The sequence below is a fragment of the Winogradskyella sp. 4-2091 genome (assembly GCF_045765065.1).
In the GTDB taxonomy this organism is placed as follows: Bacteria; Bacteroidota; Bacteroidia; order Flavobacteriales; family Flavobacteriaceae; genus Winogradskyella.
Genome location: NZ_JBJKOD010000001.1, coordinates 297,505 through 318,151, shown reverse-complemented (window position 1 = coordinate 318,151; position 20,647 = coordinate 297,505). Strand labels below are relative to the sequence as shown.

Annotated in this window: 22 protein-coding genes; 15 read left to right on the top strand and 7 right to left on the bottom strand. The window is 32.1% G+C overall.

Annotated elements, in window-relative coordinates; translation table 11 throughout:
* The 7 genes from ACJBCC_RS01430 (at position 1) to ACJBCC_RS01400 (ending at position 6,126) form a co-directional block, all read left to right on the top strand.
* On the top strand, positions 1–1,275 hold the full coding sequence (locus ACJBCC_RS01430) for a sigma-54-dependent Fis family transcriptional regulator (RefSeq protein WP_299099286.1): 1,275 nt from the start codon (positions 1–3) through the stop codon (positions 1,273–1,275).
* A gap of 71 nt (positions 1,276–1,346) precedes the next feature.
* Positions 1,347–1,850, top strand: a complete 504-nt coding sequence (locus ACJBCC_RS01425; RefSeq protein ID WP_407556201.1) for an LptE family protein — start codon at positions 1,347–1,349, stop codon at positions 1,848–1,850.
* 3 nt (positions 1,851–1,853) lie between these two features.
* On the top strand, positions 1,854–2,798 hold the full coding sequence (locus ACJBCC_RS01420; RefSeq protein WP_407556200.1) for a hypothetical protein: 945 nt from the start codon (positions 1,854–1,856) through the stop codon (positions 2,796–2,798).
* Position 2,799: 1 nt separating this feature from the next.
* A complete protein-coding gene (gene secG / locus ACJBCC_RS01415; RefSeq protein WP_299099280.1) occupies positions 2,800–3,144 on the top strand; it encodes a preprotein translocase subunit SecG in 345 nt (114 codons plus the stop codon).
* A 176-nt stretch (positions 3,145–3,320) separates the two neighbouring features.
* On the top strand, positions 3,321–3,596 hold the full coding sequence (gene groES, locus ACJBCC_RS01410; protein ID WP_299099278.1) for a co-chaperone GroES: 276 nt from the start codon (positions 3,321–3,323) through the stop codon (positions 3,594–3,596).
* 106 nt (positions 3,597–3,702) lie between these two features.
* Complete coding sequence (gene groL / locus ACJBCC_RS01405; protein ID WP_299099276.1) at positions 3,703–5,331, top strand: chaperonin GroEL; 1,629 nt, start codon at positions 3,703–3,705, stop codon at positions 5,329–5,331.
* A gap of 126 nt (positions 5,332–5,457) precedes the next feature.
* Entirely contained in the window at positions 5,458–6,126 is a 669-nt protein-coding gene (locus tag ACJBCC_RS01400; RefSeq protein WP_299099275.1) for a DUF6090 family protein, read from the top strand.
* 36 nt (positions 6,127–6,162) lie between these two features.
* On the opposite strand, the gene ACJBCC_RS01395 is transcribed toward ACJBCC_RS01400, so the two are convergent.
* The 6 genes from ACJBCC_RS01395 to xrtF form a co-directional block, all read right to left on the bottom strand.
* Positions 6,163–6,774: a hypothetical protein gene (locus ACJBCC_RS01395; protein WP_407556199.1), complete on the bottom strand. Its 612-nt coding sequence runs from the start codon at positions 6,772–6,774 to the stop codon at positions 6,163–6,165.
* Positions 6,775–6,794: 20 nt separating this feature from the next.
* Entirely contained in the window at positions 6,795–7,166 is a 372-nt protein-coding gene (locus ACJBCC_RS01390; protein WP_407556198.1) for a heavy-metal-associated domain-containing protein, read from the bottom strand.
* Between the two features lie 87 nt (positions 7,167–7,253).
* Positions 7,254–9,491 (bottom strand): TonB-dependent receptor, encoded by a 2,238-nt coding sequence (locus ACJBCC_RS01385; protein WP_407556197.1) that lies wholly within the window; start codon positions 9,489–9,491, stop codon positions 7,254–7,256.
* Between the two features lie 74 nt (positions 9,492–9,565).
* Positions 9,566–9,979: an HYC_CC_PP family protein gene (locus ACJBCC_RS01380; protein WP_407556196.1), complete on the bottom strand. Its 414-nt coding sequence runs from the start codon at positions 9,977–9,979 to the stop codon at positions 9,566–9,568.
* Positions 9,980–10,029: 50 nt separating this feature from the next.
* Complete coding sequence (locus ACJBCC_RS01375) at positions 10,030–10,458, bottom strand: exosortase F system-associated membrane protein (protein ID WP_407556195.1); 429 nt, start codon at positions 10,456–10,458, stop codon at positions 10,030–10,032.
* Positions 10,458–11,003 (bottom strand): exosortase family protein XrtF, encoded by a 546-nt coding sequence (gene xrtF / locus ACJBCC_RS01370; protein WP_407556194.1) that lies wholly within the window; start codon positions 11,001–11,003, stop codon positions 10,458–10,460. Before xrtF ends, ACJBCC_RS01375 begins: the two co-directional genes overlap by 1 nt.
* Before the next feature lie 90 nt (positions 11,004–11,093).
* Between xrtF and ACJBCC_RS01365 the strand changes: the two genes are divergently transcribed.
* The gene (locus ACJBCC_RS01365) at positions 11,094–11,552 is read left to right on the top strand and encodes a GAF domain-containing protein (protein ID WP_407556193.1); all 459 of its coding nucleotides are present in this window, start codon (positions 11,094–11,096) and stop codon (positions 11,550–11,552) included.
* A 24-nt stretch (positions 11,553–11,576) separates the two neighbouring features.
* Here the strand turns inward: ACJBCC_RS01365 and ACJBCC_RS01360 are convergent, their stop codons facing one another.
* Entirely contained in the window at positions 11,577–12,830 is a 1,254-nt protein-coding gene (locus tag ACJBCC_RS01360; protein WP_299099259.1) for an ABC transporter permease, read from the bottom strand.
* 144 nt (positions 12,831–12,974) lie between these two features.
* Here ACJBCC_RS01360 and purH point away from each other — a divergent pair, with 144 nt between their 5' ends.
* The 7 genes from purH (at position 12,975) to ACJBCC_RS01325 (ending at position 20,617) form a co-directional block, all read left to right on the top strand.
* A complete protein-coding gene (purH, locus tag ACJBCC_RS01355; protein ID WP_299099257.1) occupies positions 12,975–14,504 on the top strand; it encodes a bifunctional phosphoribosylaminoimidazolecarboxamide formyltransferase/IMP cyclohydrolase in 1,530 nt (509 codons plus the stop codon).
* A gap of 193 nt (positions 14,505–14,697) precedes the next feature.
* Positions 14,698–15,726, top strand: a complete 1,029-nt coding sequence (locus ACJBCC_RS01350; RefSeq protein WP_092444594.1) for a rod shape-determining protein — start codon at positions 14,698–14,700, stop codon at positions 15,724–15,726.
* Positions 15,727–15,736: 10 nt separating this feature from the next.
* A complete protein-coding gene (gene mreC, locus ACJBCC_RS01345) occupies positions 15,737–16,558 on the top strand; it encodes a rod shape-determining protein MreC (RefSeq protein ID WP_299099255.1) in 822 nt (273 codons plus the stop codon).
* Complete coding sequence (mreD, locus tag ACJBCC_RS01340; RefSeq protein ID WP_299099253.1) at positions 16,551–17,057, top strand: rod shape-determining protein MreD; 507 nt, start codon at positions 16,551–16,553, stop codon at positions 17,055–17,057. The genes mreC and mreD overlap by 8 nt, the downstream gene beginning before the upstream one ends.
* Positions 17,054–18,991, top strand: coding sequence for a penicillin-binding protein 2 (gene mrdA / locus ACJBCC_RS01335; protein WP_299099251.1), 1,938 nt, complete (start codon positions 17,054–17,056; stop codon positions 18,989–18,991). The genes mreD and mrdA overlap by 4 nt, the downstream gene beginning before the upstream one ends.
* A complete protein-coding gene (rodA, locus tag ACJBCC_RS01330) occupies positions 18,991–20,271 on the top strand; it encodes a rod shape-determining protein RodA (protein ID WP_299099249.1) in 1,281 nt (426 codons plus the stop codon). The genes mrdA and rodA overlap by 1 nt, the downstream gene beginning before the upstream one ends.
* Positions 20,272–20,281: 10 nt before the next feature.
* Positions 20,282–20,617, top strand: a complete 336-nt coding sequence (locus ACJBCC_RS01325) for a hypothetical protein (protein WP_299099247.1) — start codon at positions 20,282–20,284, stop codon at positions 20,615–20,617.
* Positions 20,618–20,647 lie beyond the last annotated feature (30 nt).

Here is a 20,647-nt window from a genome sequence, read left to right as displayed (position 1 = left end):
ATGGAATCTATTCAAGCCATAAAACAACGTTTTGGAATTATAGGAAATGATCCTAAGCTCAATCGTTCTATAGAAAAGGCAATTCAGGTTGCGCCTACTGATATTTCTGTATTAGTCACAGGAGAAAGTGGTGTTGGTAAAGAAAGTATTCCTAAAATAATTCATCAATTATCACACAGAAAACACGGTAAATACATAGCAGTAAACTGTGGAGCGATACCAGAAGGCACAATTGACAGTGAATTATTTGGACATGAAAAAGGTGCTTTTACAGGTGCAACATCTACACGTTCTGGTTATTTTGAAGTGGCAGATGGTGGAACCATATTTTTAGATGAAGTTGGAGAATTACCATTAACCACACAAGTACGTTTACTGCGTGTTTTAGAAAATGGAGAATTTATAAAAGTAGGTTCTTCTAAAGTTCAAAAAACTGATGTAAGAATTGTAGCTGCAACAAATGTGAATATGTTTGAAGCTATTAAGAAGGAGAAATTCAGAGAAGATTTATACTACAGACTAAGTACTGTAGAAATCAATTTACCTCCACTTAGAGACCGTAAAGACGATATTCATTTATTATTTAGAAAATTCGCTAGTGATTTTGCTTTAAAATATAAAATGCCAACTGTAAAGTTAACAGATGATGCCGTTGGTTTATTACTAAAATACCGATGGAATGGTAATATTAGACAATTACGAAATGTAGCTGAACAAGTTTCTGTACTAGAGCAAAACAGAACTATTAATGGTGTTACATTGCAAAACTATTTACCAAATACAGGCAGTAACTTACCAGCTGTTGTAAGTAGTACAAAATCCGAAAGTGATTTTAGCAGTGAACGTGAGATTTTATATAAGGTTTTATTTGACATGAAGAGTGATCTTAATGATCTTAAAAAACTGACTATGGAACTGATGAAAACAGGAACTACTAGTGATGTTCAAAAAGACAACGAACATTTAATTCAGAAAATTTATGGCGACGATAAAGAAGAAGATTTTGAAGCTTCCATTGAAGATTTAGAAGTATTATCAATTCCGGCACACACTTCGCATACAGATCAACCTGAAGAAATCTCTACTGAAAATGAAGATAAATATCATTTCGCAGAAGAAATAGAAGAAGAGGAAACCTTATCTTTACACGACAAGGAATTAGAATTGATTAAAAAATCCTTAGAAAGACATAGCGGAAAACGTAAATTAGCTGCTGCAGAGTTAGGGATTAGCGAACGAACTTTATATAGAAAAATTAAACAATTTGATCTTTAGGATAACATTAAGAAACATCCTAGCGTAAATATCGTTAACTAAAAAACCTATAGAATATAAAAGCCTTTTAAATGAATAACTTTAAATACATTTTAGTATTAGCAATTTGCCTTGTAAGTTTTGGATGCAAAGTAAATTATTCATTTACTGGTATTACCGATACGCCAGATACATTTCAAGTTAATTTCTTTCAGAATACAGCAGATCTTGTTGAGCCAGGTTTAGACCAATTATTTACGAATGCATTACAAGATTTAATCGTTAACCAAACAAGTTCTAACTTGGTAAACACTGGTGGTGAAGTTATTTACGAAGGTGAAATTACAGAATACAGAATTGCACCTATGACAGCAACGGCAGAAAATACTGCCGCTCAAAATCGTTTAACCATTAGTGTACAAGTAAGATATATCAACACTAAGGACGAAGAAAAAGATTTTGATAAGCGATTTTCATTCTTCTACGATTATGGTGCGAGTGAGCAATTAGCAGGAAGCGTTAAAGACACTGCATTCGATGAAATTTTAGAACGACTAACGCAAGATATTCTTAACGCATCATTAGCAGATTGGTAAAATATGCAGCTTGAAAATTTAACATATTTAATTCAAAAGCCAGAAGCAATTTCCGCGTCTCAAACTGACGATCTTTCTTCTGCAATAAAGGAATATCCTTATTTTCAAACATTAAGAGCGCTTTACTTAAAAGGTCTTAAACAAGCCGATAGTTACAAATACAATAATGCTTTAAAAATTACAGCAGCACATACCACTGATCGTAGTGTGCTGTTTGACTATATTACATCTGCTGAATTTAATCAAAATGAAATATCACAACAAATAAAGCAAAACATAGAGCATATAAAAAGTATCGAAGTTAATGAAGTTGATGATATTTCAATTAATAAAAGTGTAACTATTGATGATGCTTTAAAAGAACAAATAAAAGCAACAGAAGGTGTTTTAGATCCAGATTTATTTGAGGCTAAACCATTACCTCAGCCAAAAGAAGATTCTCAATCTCCAAAACTAGAAGACTCTATTATAGCTGTTGATTTCAAAAACATTACTCCAGAAAAACAACTCAACATTGGAAAACCCTTAGATTTTGATAAATCGGAAAATCATTCATTTACGGAATGGTTGAAAATCACAAGTTTTAAGCCTATCAACAGAGAAGTCACAATTGATGAACCAGCAGAGGTTACGGAGGAGATTTCAGAACAAGCGTCTACTTCACCTTTAGAAAATAAATTAGCACTAATCGACAAGTTTATAAGTGAAAACCCTAAAATAAAACCAATTACAGATAACGCTCCAAAACCAAAGTTAGTAAACAATGACGACGTTATTTCAGACAGTTTAATGACTGAAACTTTGGCAAGAATTTATTTAGAGCAGAAAAACTATAATAAGGCAATTCAGTCTTACAAAATTTTAAGTTTGAAATATCCAGAAAAAAGTAGTTTCTTTGCACACCAAATAAAATTGGTAAAAGAATTAAAAGATAATAATACAAAATAAAATGAGTGCATTTACAATATTTTTAGTACTAATCGTAATCGTTGCCTTTTTACTAGTCGTAGTAATTATGGTACAAAACCCTAAAGGAGGAGGATTATCTTCTTCATTTGGTGGTGGTGGCACACAACAAATGGGTGGTGTTAAAAAAACAGGAGACTTTTTAGATAAGAGTACTTGGTTTTTAGCAACAGCTTTAATCGTATTAATTTTAGCATCTAATTTAACTATTGGTTCTGGAGGTTCTACAGAATCTAAAGCTTACGATGCAGAAGAGTCTACAGAATTACCAATGTCTACACCAGCAACAAATGATGGTGCAACAGCAGAGGGAGCAGATACGGAATAACACATACTAGTTATTTTGCAATATAGAAAGCCAACTTTTTTAAGTTGGCTTTTTTTATTCTCATAATCAAAAACTAATTCAATATGAAACTTTGTCAGTCCACCTTAATTGGCATAATTTTCGAACTACGCTAAAGCGTAAATTAATAATTAAATAATTTAAAAAACATATAACAAATGGGCTTAAACATTAAACCATTAGCAGACCGAGTTCTTGTAGAACCTAAGCAAGCTGAAACTAAAACAGCATCAGGAATTATTATTCCAGATAACGCAAAAGAGAAACCACAAGAAGGTACTGTTGTGGCAATAGGAAACGGAACAAAAGACGAACCTTTAACTGTAAAAGTTGGAGATACTGTTCTTTATGGAAAATATGGAGGAACTGAACTTAAATTAGAAGGTAAAGATTATTTAATGATGCGCGAAAGTGACATCTTGGCGATAATTTAATATCAACTCTTAATTATGTGATTTCCCACTCTTAATGCGAAATCCACAATATAAACTTAAATAAATTAGGTTCCTGCCTTCGCAGGAATGACAAAAACTAAAAAACATGGCAAAAAATATAAAATTTGATATTGAAGCACGCGATGGATTAAAGCGTGGTGTAGATGCTTTAGCAAATGCAGTAAAAGTAACATTAGGTCCTAAGGGTCGTAACGTAATTATTGGAAAATCATTTGGAGCACCTTCTGTAACTAAGGATGGTGTTTCTGTTGCAAAAGAAATTGAATTAGAAGATGAGCTTGAAAACATGGGAGCTCAAATGGTAAAAGAAGTCGCTTCTAAAACTAACGATTTAGCTGGTGATGGTACAACAACTGCAACTGTTTTAGCCCAAGCGATCGTTAAAGAAGGTCTTAAAAACGTTGCTGCTGGTGCAAACCCAATGGATTTAAAACGTGGAATTGATAAAGCTGTTGAAGCTCTCGTAAAAGATTTAGATAAACAATCTAAAAAAGTAGGTAGCGATTCTGATAAAATTAAGCAAGTTGCTGCAATTTCTGCTAACAATGACGATACTATTGGTGAATTAATCGCTAAAGCATTCGGAAAAGTTGGTAAGGAAGGCGTAATTACTGTAGAAGAAGCAAAAGGTATGGAAACATACGTTGATGTTGTAGAAGGTATGCAGTTTGACAGAGGTTATTTATCACCTTATTTTGTTACAGATTCTGATAAAATGATCGCTGATTTAGAAAATCCTTACATTTTATTATTTGATAAAAAGATTTCTAACTTACAGGAAATTCTTCCAATATTAGAACCAGTAGCGCAATCTGGTCGTCCATTATTAATCATCGCAGAAGATGTAGAAGGACAAGCATTAGCTACATTAGTAGTTAACAAATTACGTGGTGGATTAAAAATTGCTGCTGTAAAAGCACCAGGATTTGGAGACAGACGTAAAGCTATGTTAGAAGATATCGCTATCCTTACAGGTGGTGTTGTTATTTCTGAAGAAAGAGGTTTTTCTCTTGAAAATGCAGACTTAACTATGTTAGGAACTGCCGAAACTGTAACTATTGACAAAGACAACACTACAATTGTTAATGGAGAAGGTAAAGCTGCTGACATTAAAGCCAGAGTTAACCAAATCAAAGCTCAGATAGAAACAACTACTTCAGATTACGATAAAGAAAAACTGCAAGAACGTTTAGCTAAGTTAGCTGGTGGTGTTGCCGTACTATATGTTGGTGCTGCTTCTGAAGTTGAAATGAAAGAAAAGAAAGATAGAGTTGATGATGCTTTACATGCTACACGTGCTGCAGTTGAAGAAGGTATCGTAGCTGGTGGAGGCGTTGCTTTAGTAAGAGCTAAGAAAACTTTAGAAAAAATAGAAACAGATAATTTAGATGAAACAACTGGTGTACAGATTGTGAATAAAGCTATAGAAGCTCCTTTACGTACTATCGTAGAGAATGCTGGTGGTGAAGGATCTGTTGTTATCAATAAAGTTTTAGAAGGTAAAAAAGATTTTGGCTATGATGCTAAAACTGAAACTTATGTTGACATGCTTAAAGCTGGTATTATTGATCCTAAAAAAGTAACTCGTATTGCTTTAGAAAATGCAGCTTCTGTAGCAGGTATGATCTTAACTACGGAATGTGCATTGGTAGATATTAAAGAAGATGCACCAGCCATGCCAATGGGTGGAGGCGGAATGCCAGGTATGATGTAGATGGCGAATCGCCATAGATAAATCATTGACCTTGGTCAGTTATAAATTTTAAAAGCCTTTGATGAAAATCAAGGGCTTTTGTTATATATAATTTTCTTAGCTTTAGAAAACTAATTAATCTATTCTATGGCAAAGACTACAAAAGCAACTTGGAAATACACATTAAGAGAAATAGTTATTGTTATAATTGGCATTACAATAGCCTTTAGCATGAATAAATGTTCCGATAACGTAAAAGACAATAACCTAAGAGAAGAATACTTAATTAACCTAAAGAGTGATGTAGAGGCTGATAAAATTCAATTAGAGCAGAATATTAAAGCGATAACTAAAAAAATAAATATTTGTTCAAAAATTATTCCTCAATTGAATTCTGAAAATGAGCAAAACATGCAATTAATGAATAACATCTTTGCAATTTTGAAGTATGAAAATTTCAGTCCAAAAAATATAACCTACAAAACCTTAATCAACTCAGGTGATTTAAAACTTATTGAAGACTTTAAACTAAAAACAGCTATTCAACAACATTATTCTAACTATGATGAACTATCAGATGTTTATGTTAGACATACTAGTTTAATAAAAGATTACTTAGGCAATTATCTCGTTAATAATGCAGATTATGACCAGATACCTAAAGGAAATGCTCCATTTTTAGATGAAATAAAATTAAAAAACATTGTTCGTGCATTGTTAACTACATTTAGTGATAAGGTAGAAGCTACAAATCTTGGTATTAACAGCTGCGATACTTTAATTTCAGAAATTGATGCTGCTCTAAATTATATTTAAAAAAAAAGCCTGAATAAATTCAGGCTTAATTTTTTTCTATGGTTTAATACTTAATGAATTCCACATGAGTTGTATCATATCCTCTCCTCCGTCTTCAACGCCAAGATTCATATTCATAGTCATAACTATTATACCTTCATCTTTTTTTCCATGTGCCATCACTTCATAAACTTCAGTTTCTCCTTTATAAGTTAAAACGGACTTAAGAACTTTAATGGTTTCGCCAGAGGATAATTCTTTATCATAATCTTCACGTTTCAAGTTATAACCATAACTCACGCTTTCTTTTGTTACCTCATTCATCATCATTTCTTGAAGCATACTTGGATTAAACGAACCATACTTTTGAATAATTAATCCAGAGCCTCCAGCTGTCATTAACATTATTTGTTCTATATCTGATTCTATTTCTACTCGAGATACTTTGTGTTGTTTAGTATACTTAAGTTCAAAATAATCATCATCTAATAATAAAGTATCTTTTTTCTTTAAAGCAATGTTAACCAACTTACCCTTAATCTTAACATCTTCATTACCATCTAAAGCAATTTCATAGTCCTTGCCGTCAACAGTAATGACATAATCTTTTTGGGCATTAACACTGGTAGCTACAAAAAACAGAGCTATAAACAAATAATTATACTTCATATTTTAATTTTAAGTTTTTATTATTCTTTTGTTTCTTTTTTAGGTTCATGATCTTTCTTTACATCTTCGTCTCTATATCTACAACATGGATGTACAGAATTATACTGTTCTTCAGTAGCCTTTATCTCTTTGGTGTCATGACCTACAGATGCCACACTCGTAGAAATGGTTTTTAAATCGGTTTTTCGCTCATCATATATGAGTTTTAACTCGTGCGTATCTACATTCCAAACCGCTGATTTTACACCTTTAGTTCTAATTGCAGCTTTTTCTATCCGTTCTTTGCACATACCACAAACACCATCCACCTCTATACTGGCTTTAGCATTTTTATTTTGAGCAAAAACGATTGTTGTAATTAATAATGTAAAGATTAATACTATTTTTTTCATTTTGAATGTTTTTTGTAATTCCTGCGAAGGCAGGAATCTATTTATTTAATATTTCATTTTGAATTCCTGGTTTCCCAAGACTGACGATTACTTTATCCTATACCGCAGTCCAGCATAATACATACTTCCATATATTGGACCATATACAAAGTTACTATCAAAATTTGATCCAAACGGATTATCAGCACTTATCACTGGATTACTTTGTCTTACATTAGTTACATTTTCGCCTCCTAAATATACTTCAAATTTAGGAGAAAACACTTTAGTAACTTGCAAATTTAATGTTGCTATTGTTGGCGTTTTATCATCTAATTGATATTCTGCAGAACTTAAAACTGTGCTAGGAAAACGTTGCTGACTTAACCAATTATAAGTGGCATCAAATTTCCATTGAGAACCATTTTTAGTAATTTCAGTTTCATAAGAAGTATTAGCAAACAAACGATGCTCAGGTATTAATGGCTTTTCAAGCTTACCAGAGTTATAATCTGTTTTAATATCGTAATATTTATATGCGGTTCTTATATCAAAACCTTCAAAAGCATTGTAATTAAATTCAAACTGAAAACTATTAGCATAGCTCTCTCCTTCTAAATTATAAAAATTTACTTCAAAAGGATTTTCCCAATCTACAATAACTTGTTTCTGAAAATCAGTTCTGTAAAAATCAAAAGTTACATCAGCTTTTCTATCAAACAGATTAAACCCTTGTAAATAGCTCACACCATAATTCCAAGCAATTTCAGGATCTAATCCATATATTTTACCTCCTGAATTTACAATATTAATTTGCCTAGAGCTTGAAAACATATTCTGATTTTCAGCAAAAATATTAGCACTCCGCTTCCCTCTTCCTATTGAAAAACGCAAAGCCGATTTCTCCCAAGGCGTATATCGTAAATGAAAACGCGGTGTAACAAAAAATCCCAATCTATTATGCTGATCTACTCTAATACCTGCAGTCATTGTTAATTTATCTAAATTATCGTAGGCATATTCAAAAAAACCTCCAATAGAATTTTCTGTACGCTCATAAATATCTGTATTTACCAACTCATCATAATGATCGTAAGTGAAACTCAAACCGGTCTTTACTTTATGACGAGAATCTGAAATGATTGTGTTATACACCAAATTAGAATAAAAACTATTGTGCTGAATATCGTAGAGATTTAGTCCGAAATAAGAATCTTGATTATGATGACTAAAGGAGGTTTGTAAACCGAAACTTTGATAGGGAATTTCTGGATTTACATAGCCTAATTTTGCAGCCACTTCAAAACGTTCCGTATTAATTTCGCTTCCCCAGAAATTTGTAGTTCCTTTATCTGTATCTGGATTAAATTCAACTTGTCCTGCTTGTTTTTCATCATTTAAATATCTTAGATTTATAAAACTGACGAAGCCTTTTTCAAGATTAGTATATTGCCAACGATTTAATACATTAATCTGGTTGTATAGAGGCATATCTAAAAAGCCATCATCATTTACATCGTGTTTTTCTTGATGCGTATTACCATGCAAGTACAAACCTGTACTCCATTTGTCCGAAACCTCTGTATTGATATGCGTATTTAATTCTAAACGCTCACTAGATGCACCATATAGGTTAACGAATAACTTGTCATCGCTAGAAGGTTTTACAAGCTCTGCGTTTATTTGACCGGCAATACTCTCAAATCCATTGACGACACTCCCTGTCCCTTTGGTTATCTGAATACTCTCTACCCAAGTACCAGGAATAAAACTTAGTCCATATGCTTGAGACGCACCTCTAATTGTTGGTATGTTTTCTGTAGCTATTAAAATATAAGGCGAATTTAATCCCAACATTTTTATTTGCTTAGTACCAGAAACAGCATCAGCAAAGTTTACGTCAATTGACGGATTGGTTTCAAAACTTTCAGATAAGTTACAGCAAGCCGCTTTTAGCAACTCTGATTTGGTTACTGTAAACGTATTTGCCGCTTTTAAATACGATTTTCTTGTCGGTATATTCCGTGTTTTAATTTCAACAGCATCTAATTCTTCACTAGACTGAAGTATATGGTTAATATAACTGTTTTCATTTACGGTTAATGTATCTGTTTTAAAACCCACATAACTAATTACTAATTTGTTATATGAAAATTTATAGGGTAATTGAAAAGTACCATCTTCCAAAGTAACAGCTCCTATTGAGGAACCTAACCAATATACATTTGCGCCTGGCAAAGGCAAAACTTTTCCTGTACTCGATTCTGAGACAATGCCTTTTAATTGATCTTGTGCTGACAGCGCGTGCGACAAAACCATAAAAATTAATATTAAATTTATTCTCATTTGTTTGATTTATAGATATAACTAACTGCACAACATAGCGTGCATCCTTTTGTTTCTAAGGGTTATATCTAAAATCAAATAAGGAATTTCTCATCTAAGACGTGAATATCTTTAATGAGTTTGGGAGGTGAGTAATTTTTATAAGAAATAACTCGATTTGAAAAATCTTCAAAACGATTTAAATAAGAGTAGCTATATGCAAATAATACTTGCTGATGTATGACATCTAAGTCTTCAAATGAATTAATTGTAATTTCAGATAAGCCATCTAAAATATCAACTTCATCTTTACAACAGCTTTTTTTTATCGTGTCTGATTTTGCAACTTCTAAACTATCATCACAGCAATTGTCTGGTTCAGAAAAAATAGAAACATCAACTAATGTTTCTCCACAAAAGTGCTTCTCTATAGTTAATGATAATGATAAAATCAAAACCAAAAAAGATAGTGCTATAGAAAATATTTTATGTGTAATTGCAAAATTCACGTTACAAATTTACAAAATTCTTATTTATCGAAAATTGATTTATAAAACTATTAACGATTCATTCTGTAATAATAAAAAGCAGGTAATAAAAGAATTAACCCTATCGGCTGAATTAAAAATCGTCTAACATTAAAAAATAAATAGTAATCTTCTTGTTTAGGATTAATCACAAAATATAAAAACGGAATTAAAAGTAAGATATATGCGATTGCGTAAATAAGGGTTGAAAATTTAATGATACTCATATCCTTAAATATAACATATAATACACCTAATGAAATTAATGTGTTTAAGACAAACCTAATGGATGTAAATAAGACAAGTTTTGCGACTTCTCGTCTAGGACTGTCCATGTATAAGTAGTCGTTTTCAAAAAAAGTTAAATAGGGATCATAAAATAAGACGTCTTCAAAAGTTCTTATAAGGATTAAGAACATGAATAATAGTCCTACTGAAATATAAGTTACAACCTTCTGCATTAGCCGTTGCTTTTTTTAGAAAACCGATTAACCCAAATCATCCAAAGTAAAAATACAGTTCCATAAATTAACATAGGAAAAATAACATTATGTAAAATTTCTCGTCGCCAAGGATAATGATATAGACCTACTGAAAGAATTACAATTCTAATAAGATTGAAAGCATATATTATAATACTGCCAGCTAATCCATAAAATAAAGTCGTTTTAAATTTACCAGCAAACGCAATTATGAAAGACAAAAACAAAATAATAACACTAATGGCATTACAACCTTCAATAACACGCGCCACATACTTTTTATTAATTATAATTTTTAAAGAAGGCTCATTAGGATGTGGTAAAATCTCTGCCTCGTAATTTAAACTATTTAAAACCGAAGTGGTTTGCTCTGCAACTAAATGCGTTAAGTAATCTGGATAATATTTAGAACCATCAGACATATTTAAGTACACATTGTAGCCCATAGTTAGAACAGCATACACACCCAAAAAAGTGATAATAAAACGGATTACAGATTTATATTTTATTAAAAGTGCCTTCAAGTTAAAATTAATAATTTGTTGTTAAATTTATAAAAACAGTATTTCAAAATAGCGCATTTTAAATACTTTTACTAAAAGTTTTTTCCATTTATGAATTTACAAGCATTAGAACCAAAAATAGAAAGCATCATAGCTCAAGAAAATCTTAGTGTTGACGAACGTCTTTTATTAATTTGTGAAACCTTAGAAGACAACGTTACTTATTATAATTGGGTAGGTTTTTATTTTAAAAATGGAGATAAAAACGAACTAAAATTAGGTCCTTATGTTGGTGAACCAACAGACCATACCATTATTCCTTTTGGAAAAGGTATTTGCGGACAAGTTGCGGTTAGTAACGAAAATTTTGTAGTACCAGATGTTGCTGCACAAGACAACTACATAGCTTGTAGCATAACAGTTAAAGCCGAAATTGTTATTCCTATTTTTGTTAATAATGAAAATATTGGACAAATAGATATTGACTCTAACACACCTGATCCTTTTACCGATGCTGATGAAAAATTTTTAGAATTCGTTTGTAAAAAAGTGGCTTCTATTTTAAGTTAATTCCTAATAAGGAATTTTAAAATATTACATTCCTGTGCGAATAGCTTCTACAGGATCTAAGCGCGATGCAGTTAATGCAGGAATTACCCCAGAAACTAAACCAATCATTGAAGAAATAAAGAATCCTAACAGCATATTTTGAGGTGATAAGACAAATTCAAAATCATCTGTAAAACTACTCCCTATTATAGTACCTAAGTATACTAGGATTAAACCAACAATACCACCTACAACAGCAAGAATAACGGCTTCAAACAAAAATTGAAATAGTATAAACTTATTTTTAGCTCCAAGAGATTTTTGAATTCCGATTAAATTAGTGCGTTCCTTTACACTAACAAACATAATGTTAGCGATACCAAAGCCACCAACTAATAATGAAAATCCACTTATTACCCAACCAATTAAGTTTAACACACCTAACATTTCATCAATTGCACTTTGCAAGCCAGCTATTATATTAACAAAAAAGGTGTCTATCTCATTAGGCTTTAGTCCGCGTTTGTTTCTAAGTATTTGCGATACTTCTGCTTTTAAGCCGTCTATATCAACATCTTTAGCGGGTTTAATAATTACAATAGGCATATTATTAGGATTGTTATCTCCAAATTTATTTCTTACAAAATTAGCTGGTAGAAAAATAGAGACATCATTACTGTCTCCTAAGAGCCCAGAACCTTCTTTTTTAACCACACCAATTACCGTAAATTTTTGACCATAAATTCGGACTCTTTTTCCGATTGGTTCAAATTCACCAAAAAGAGATTTTGCGATTTCAGAACCAATGACCACAACTGGTCTTCCTGAGTTAGATTCTGATTCATTAAAAAACCGTCCTTTATCAAATTCTAATACTTGAATATCTGTAAACTCATGCGAAACCACTACAGTATTTACTCCACTTACTAATTCAGATTCATACCTGATATTTTCAGGTTTTACGCCGAGTTGAAATGCGACATGCTCTGCATCAGATAACGATGACTTCAAACTCTTATATTCATTAAATGTAATAGGATCAAAGGATTCGCGTTGCCAACGTGGAACTTCCGTAGGACCAAAAGACCTATTTACAACATACATGGTATTACTATCTAAAGAGCTTAGCTGCGATGTTATTGTTTTATCTAAAGAATCTACTGCTGCCAGCACAGCAATAATTGAAAAAATCCCAACAGTTACTCCCAAAAGTGATAAAAACGTTCTGAGTTTATTATTTCTAAGTGCATTAATAGCAAATGAAAAACTCTCTTTTAGTAATCGAAAATATACTAGCATGCAACCGTTGTTTTATAACATTTTAAAGATAGGACGTTTTCAACAATTTATTGTTACAAAAAACTTAAAGAAACTACATTGTGGACTAAGTTTTTCTTTGTGAATATACGTATTTTTGCCACATCTAAAACACAACACAACATTATGAGTAACAAAACCATTTCATCGGCACTAATTTCAGTTTTTAGTAAAGATGGATTAGCACCAATTGTAAAAAAATTAAACGATCTCAACGTCACAATTTATTCTACTGGAGGAACCGAAAAATTCATTAAAGATTTAGGAATCGACGTGGTACCTGTAGAAGACGTAACCTCTTACCCTTCTATACTTGGTGGTAGAGTAAAAACATTACATCCAAAAGTTTTTGGAGGCATTTTAAATCGTCAAAACCACGATGGTGATGTTGCCGAATTAAAAGAATTTGATATTCCGCAAATTGATGTTGTAATTGTGGATTTATATCCATTTGAAAAAACAGTAGCTTCTGGCGCAGGCAACCAAGATATTATTGAAAAAATTGATATTGGAGGTATTTCTTTAATTAGAGCTGCAGCTAAAAATTATGCAGATGTTACATGCGTATCCTCTGTAGATGATTATGCTGAATTTTTAGATTTATTGGAAACAAAAAATGGTGTAACTTCTGAAGAAGATAGAAAACAATTTGCTGCGAAGGCATTTAACGTTTCATCACATTATGATTCAGCTATTTTTAATTACTTCAATAAAAACCATGAAATTCCTTCTTTAAAAATTTCAGAAACAAAAGGAAAAGTACTTAGATATGGCGAAAACCCACACCAAAAAGGATTCTTCTTTGGCGATTTTGATGAGATTTTCACTAAACTACACGGAAAAGAATTAAGTTATAATAACCTTTTAGATGTTGATGCAGCTGTAAATTTAATGTTAGAATTTAAAAACGATGCACCAACATTCGCTGTTTTAAAACACAACAATGCATGTGGATTAGCACAACGCGATACAATACACCAAGCTTATGTAGATGCATTAGCTGGTGATCCGGTTTCTGCTTTTGGAGGTGTTTTAATCAGTAATTCTGAAATTGATTTAGCAACAGCAGAAGAAATTCATAAGTTATTTTGTGAAGTCGTAATTGCGCCTTCTTTCTCTCCTGAAGCTTTAGAAATTTTAAAAGGAAAGAAAAATAGAATTCTTTTAATTCTTCAAGATATTGAAATGCCAAAAACGAATGTAAGAAGTTGTTTAAATGGTGTTTTAGTTCAAGACAGAAATAACGTAACAGATACTTTAGAAGGTTTAAAATCAGTTACTAAAACTACAGCTAGCTCTAACGAACTAGATGACCTTATTTTCGCTTCAAAAATTTGTAAGCATACAAAATCTAATACCATTGTACTTGTAAAAGGAAAACAATTGTGTGCAAGTGGCACAGGACAAACAAGTAGAGTTGATGCTTTAAACCAAGCCATTCACAAAGCACAATCATTTAATTTTGATTTAAAAGGAGCTGTAATGGCCAGTGATGCATTTTTCCCTTTTCCAGATTGTGTAGAAATAGCAGATAACGCAGGTATTACAGCTGTAATTCAACCAGGTGGCTCTATTAAAGATGAGTTAAGCATTAACTATTGTAATGATAATAATGTGGCAATGGTCTTTACAGGAACACGTCATTTTAAACATTAAACTTCTTTCTACTGTACCGAAATAATTTCGGTACAGTAGAAATCTTGGTTACTAGTTTTTTAGCATTCAAAATAACTAAGAAAAAAATTCTTGCTTTAAACATCTATAAAGGTATAAATAACGTATATTTTACTACTTTTACAGATAGTCTTAATATAAAGACAGGAATAACCCAAATAATTAAGTATAGCACATGGGATTTTTTGATTTCCTAACGGAAGAAATAGCCATAGATTTAGGAACCGCAAATACATTGATTATCCACAATGACAAAGTAGTTGTAGATAATCCATCTATAGTAGCAAGAGACCGCATTAGCGGAAAAATCATAGCCGTTGGTAAAGAAGCCAACATGATGCAAGGAAAAACGCACGAAAACATTAAGACAATTCGTCCATTAAAAGATGGTGTAATTGCAGATTTCGATGCTTCTGAGCAAATGATTAGTATGTTTATTAAAAACATACCAGCTTTAAAGAAGAAATTCTTTAATCCGGCTTTGCGTATGGTTGTTTGTATTCCTTCAGGTATTACAGAAGTTGAAATGCGAGCAGTAAAAGAATCTTGTGAACGTGTTAATGGTAAGGAAGTCTATTTAATTCACGAACCAATGGCAGCAGCTATTGGTATTGGAGTAGACATTATGCAACCAAAAGGAAATATGATTGTAGATATAGGTGGTGGAACTACTGAAATTGCAGTGATTGCTCTTGGTGGCATTGTTTGTGACAAATCTGTAAAAGTAGCAGGTGATGTATTTACAAACGATATTATTTATTACATGAGAACTCAACATAACTTATATGTTGGTGATAGAACTGCAGAAAAAATTAAAATACAAATAGGCGCCGCAACTGAAGATTTAGAATTACCTCCAGAAGATATGAGCGTTCAAGGTCGTGATTTATTGACGGGAAAACCTAAGCAGGTTCAAATCTCATTCCGTGAAATTGCAAAAGCATTAGACAAATCTATTCTTAGAATTGAAGATTCTGTTATGGAAACATTATCTCAAACGCCTCCCGAATTGGCTGCAGATATTTATAATACTGGTATTTATTTAGCTGGTGGAGGATCTATGTTAAGAGGTTTAGATAAACGTTTATCACAAAAGACAGATTTACCTGTTTATATCGCTGAAGATCCATTAAGAGCCGTAGTAAGAGGTACAGGTATTGTACTTAAAAACTTACCTAAATACAAAAGCGTATTGATTAAATAAGCCATAAATAATGCAACAAATTTTCAATTTTGTTATACGAAACAAAACATTTCTGTTGTTTTTATTGCTTTTTAGTATTGCCTTAGCTCTTACCATTCAATCGCATTCTTACCACAGGAGTAAATTTATAAATTCTGCCAACTTTTTAACTGGTGGAGTTTATGGTACCATGAATTCTGTGGATCAATATTTCAATTTAAAAACAGAAAATAACACCCTTGCTGAGGAAAACAAACGATTAAGAGAACAATTACTTAATCTAAACGTGCAAACAGATTCTACTTTTATTGATAGCACAAATACAAAAGGTAAATATAAAGTGACTATTGCTGATGTATATAAAAATAGTTACGCTCTGCCAAACAATATTCTAACCATAGACAAAGGTAAAAATGACAGTATAAAAGAAGATTTTGGAGTTATAACATCAAACGGTATTATTGGCATCATTGATAACACTTCTAATAACTACGCAACTGTATTATCTATTTTAAATGCTAAAAGCAGAATAAATGCTAAGCTTAAAACATCTAATCATATCGGCTCATTAACTTGGGATAGCAAGTCGCCAAATTTTGTTCAATTAGAAGATGTATCGCAATATGCACCAGTTAAAATAGGTGACACCATAGAAACTGGTGGTCAATCCTCTATTTTCCCTAAAGGAATTGGTATTGGTAGTATTTCAAGTTTTGAAAGTGATATTAGTGGAGACACTTACACTATACAGGTTAAATTGTTTAATGACATGACTAACCTTGGAACCATATACATTTTAGAAAATCTAAATCGACCAGAAATTATTAACTTAGAAAACAGCAGCAATGAATAGTGTTCTAGGTATTAATGCTATCCGGTTTATAGTGCTACTTTTAGTACAAGTAGTGATATGTAATCAGATTAATCTTTTTGGGTATATCAATCCTTATATTTATATCATATTTATTTTCCTTTTTCCTATAAGAGATGAAAGACTGGTTTTATTATTATCTAGTTTTATACTAGGTATGTTAGTTGACTTGTTCTCAGACTCAGGAGGTGTTCATGCAGCGGCTGCAGTATCTCTAGCATATGCCAGACCAGTTCTATTGAAAAGTTCCTTTGGTATGCTTTACGAACATCAGAGTATCAAATTTAGTACTACAGACATTGGCAGCCTTATTACTTATCTTACTTTAGGTACATTAATACATCATTTAATATTATTCTCTCTCGAAATTTTTAACATTTCCAACATACTTTTAGTTCTAAAAAAGACGTTATTTTCTAGTATTTTTACAATAATACTTAGTGTATTGATTATAATTCTATTTAGCCGAAATAAGAAATGAGAAAATTATTACTTCTAGCAACTGTTTTACTTGTTGGTCTAGTTTTTATTGCGCGCTTATTTTATCTCCAAGTTTATAATAGTTCTACATATAATATTTTTGAAGACACAGCTATTAGAAAAGTTTACAATTACCCAAAAAGAGGTTATGTGTATGACAGAAATGGGAAATTACTAGTCGCCAATCAACCATCATACGATGTCATGGTGATTCCGAGAGAAGTATCTCCTTTAGACTCTTTAGAACTTGAAGAATTTTGCGGATTATTAAAAATCACGAAAGAAGAATACGCTAAAAAATTAAACAAAGCTCGAAACTATTCCCCTCGACTACCTTCACCTTTTGTACCTCAACTTTCTAAAACAGACTATGCTGTTCTTCAGGAAAAAATGAGAAAATTTGAAGGCTTCTATATTCAAAAACGATCCCTTAGATTTTATCAAACTAGCATTGGAGCTAATGTACTTGGAGATCTTGGTGAAGTTAACCGTAGAATAATTAAACGTCAACCGTATTACAAATTAGGAGATCTTATTGGAAAGCAAGGTATAGAATTATCTTACGAAGATGTTTTGCGTGGTGTAAAGGGAATAAAATTTATTCAAAAAGATAGACATAATAAAAATATTGGTCCATACAAAGATGGTATTTATGATACATTACCAAAACCAGGAAAAGATATCACTATTACCATTGATTCAGATTTACAAGCCTATGGTGAACTTCTTATGAAACATAAACGTGGCGGTATTGTTGCTATTGATCCTCAAAGTGGCGAAATATTAGCAATGGTGACTGGGCCAAGTTATAATCCAAATTTATTAGTAGGAAGAGAACGAAACAAGAATTTTAGCCGACTATTTAGAGATACCATCAACATGCCAACCTTTGATAGAGGTTTACAAGCACAGTACCCTCCAGGTTCACCTTTTAAAGTTATAAATGCTTTAATTGGCTTACAAGAAGATGTAGTAGATGTTGGCGACAAGTTCACTTGTAGAATGGGCTATTATTACGGAAGTAGACGACTCACAGGTTGCCACCATCATAGGAGCCCTGTAGATATGAATGCAGGAATTGCACAATCTTGTAATGCCTATTTTGTAAATGTTTACCGACGCATTGTAGACAAATATGATGATGCAGGTAAAGGCATGAATATTTGGTCTGATCATGCAAAAAGTTTTGGTTTAGGTAATTATCTCAACAATGATTTATCCGTAGGAAGAAAAGGAAGAATTCCTGATGGCGATTATTATGATAGACAATATGGCGATAATCGTTGGGGATCTACTTACATCGTTTCTAATGCTATTGGACAAGGCGAAGTAGAAGCAACTCCAATTCAATTAGCAAATATGGCAGCTGCGATAGGAAATCGTGGATATTACTACACGCCACACATCATTAAAAATATTGAAGGCGATACTATTCCTAAAAAGTTTAAAACACCTAACCATACCACTATTGATAAACGTCATTTTGAACCCGTTATAGAAGGTATGTTTGATGTTTATAACAAAGGAACAGCGCAATCACTACGAATTCCTGGTATTGATATCTGTGGTAAAACTGGTACAGCAGAGAATTTTATTAAAATAGATAGTGTTAAGACACAACTAACTGACCATTCAATTTTCGTCGCTTTTGCACCAAAAGATAACCCTAAAATTGCAATTGCTGTTTTTGTTGAAAACGGATATTGGGGAAGTCGATTTGCAGGACGAATGGCAAGTTTAATGATTGAAAAATACATAAAAGGTCACATTACAAGAACAGACTTAGAAAAGTGGATTTTAACGCATAGCCTAGAAAACGAATATAAAAAGCCTTATTCTGGCGAGCCTTTTAAAATTAACGGAGAAACCACGCTTCAAGTAATTGATGAATATTCTATTAATACCAATTCTGAACTTCAAAACTTGAATTATTAATGTTAAGAGAAAATCATAGAGGTTTTAAGTTCGATTGGATTATCATCATTCTTTTTTTGTTGCTGGTGGGTTTTGGGTATCTCAATATTTTATCAGCATCTCATGTTGGAGAAGTTACCAATTACTTTGACACAACCCAACTTTATGGAAAACAGCTTGTGTTTTTAGGATTAACTTTTGTTTTGGTTATCCTTATTCTATCTTTTGAAGCAAAATTTTACGAACGGTTTGCGAGTATCATCTATTTAGTCGCCATTCTGGCCTTAATTGGTCTTTTTATATTTGGTAAAGACGTTAATGGAGCGCGCTCATGGTATGGAATTGGCAGCATGACCATTCAACCTAGTGAATTCGCTAAATTCGCTACAGCACTTGCAGTAGCTAAGTATATAAGCGATTTACAGACTAATATGCAAACCATAAAAGATCAGTTGCGTGTAACAGCTATTATATTCTTTCCTGCTTTATTAATTTTACTTCAAAATGATGCAGGTAGTACCATTGTATATTTGGCATTTTTCTTTGTCTTCTACAGAGAAGGTTTGCAGCAAATCTATTTAATTATTGGACTTTCCTTAATTATTCTTGCTGTACTTGGTCTTAAATTTGGAATCTTAATTACGGCTATTATAGTCTCAATTGTCTTAATCAGTGTCTATTTTTTCAGAAAGAAAAAACGTGGTTCTATTTTACAATATATATTAGTTTTACTGATAAGTATTGCCTTTTCTTACGGTGTAAAATTGTTCTATGAACATGGTATAAAACCGCATCAACAAAACAGAATTAGTCTTTGGCTTCGATTAGAAAAAGATCCTGCTAAGCTAGAACGAATGAAAAAATCTGAAGCCTATAACCTTATTCAATCGGAACAAGCCATAAGTTCAGGAGGTTTTTCCGGAAAAGGATTTTTAGAAGGCACTAGAACAACCGGAAAGTTTGTTCCTGAACAAGAAACAGATTATATTTTTAGTACAGTAGGTGAAGAATGGGGATTTTTAGGCACTAGCTTTGTCGTTATAACATTTGTGTTTTTAATTATTAGAATTCTTTATTTGGCTGAAGCTCAAAAATCACAATTTAGTCGAGTTTATGGCTATAGCGTTGCGGCCATTCTATTTGTTCACTTTACCATTAACATTGGTATGGTAATGGGTTTAATACCAACTGTTGGTATTCCACTACCCTTTTTTAGCTATGGTGGCTCCGGACTTTGGGGTTTTACTATTCTGCTCTTTATTTTTGTGAAGCTCGATAGTAATAAGATAAATGAGTGGTAAACTGATAGAAATGGATAAACCAATTTCAAAATCTTTTATTTTAATATTATTCTGTTTAATTACTTTTGGTTATTTCTTTTTCCAATTAAATACTCATTACGAAGAAACAGAAATTAAAAATCACAAAATAGAAGTAGTTGGTAAAGTCATTAAACAATATCGAACAGCAAAACTTCATCCTAAAATTAGATATGAATACAGTTTTGAAGGAAAATCATATCAAAATACTTTATCTATAGATAGAGGTTCTAACAATAATTACGTCAATAGATATTTTAAAGTAAATATCTCAGCGAGAAAGCCAAGATACAGTATAATATTTTTAGACAAAGAAGTGATAAAATAAAAACCTACAAGATTTTAGAAAGCTTGTAGG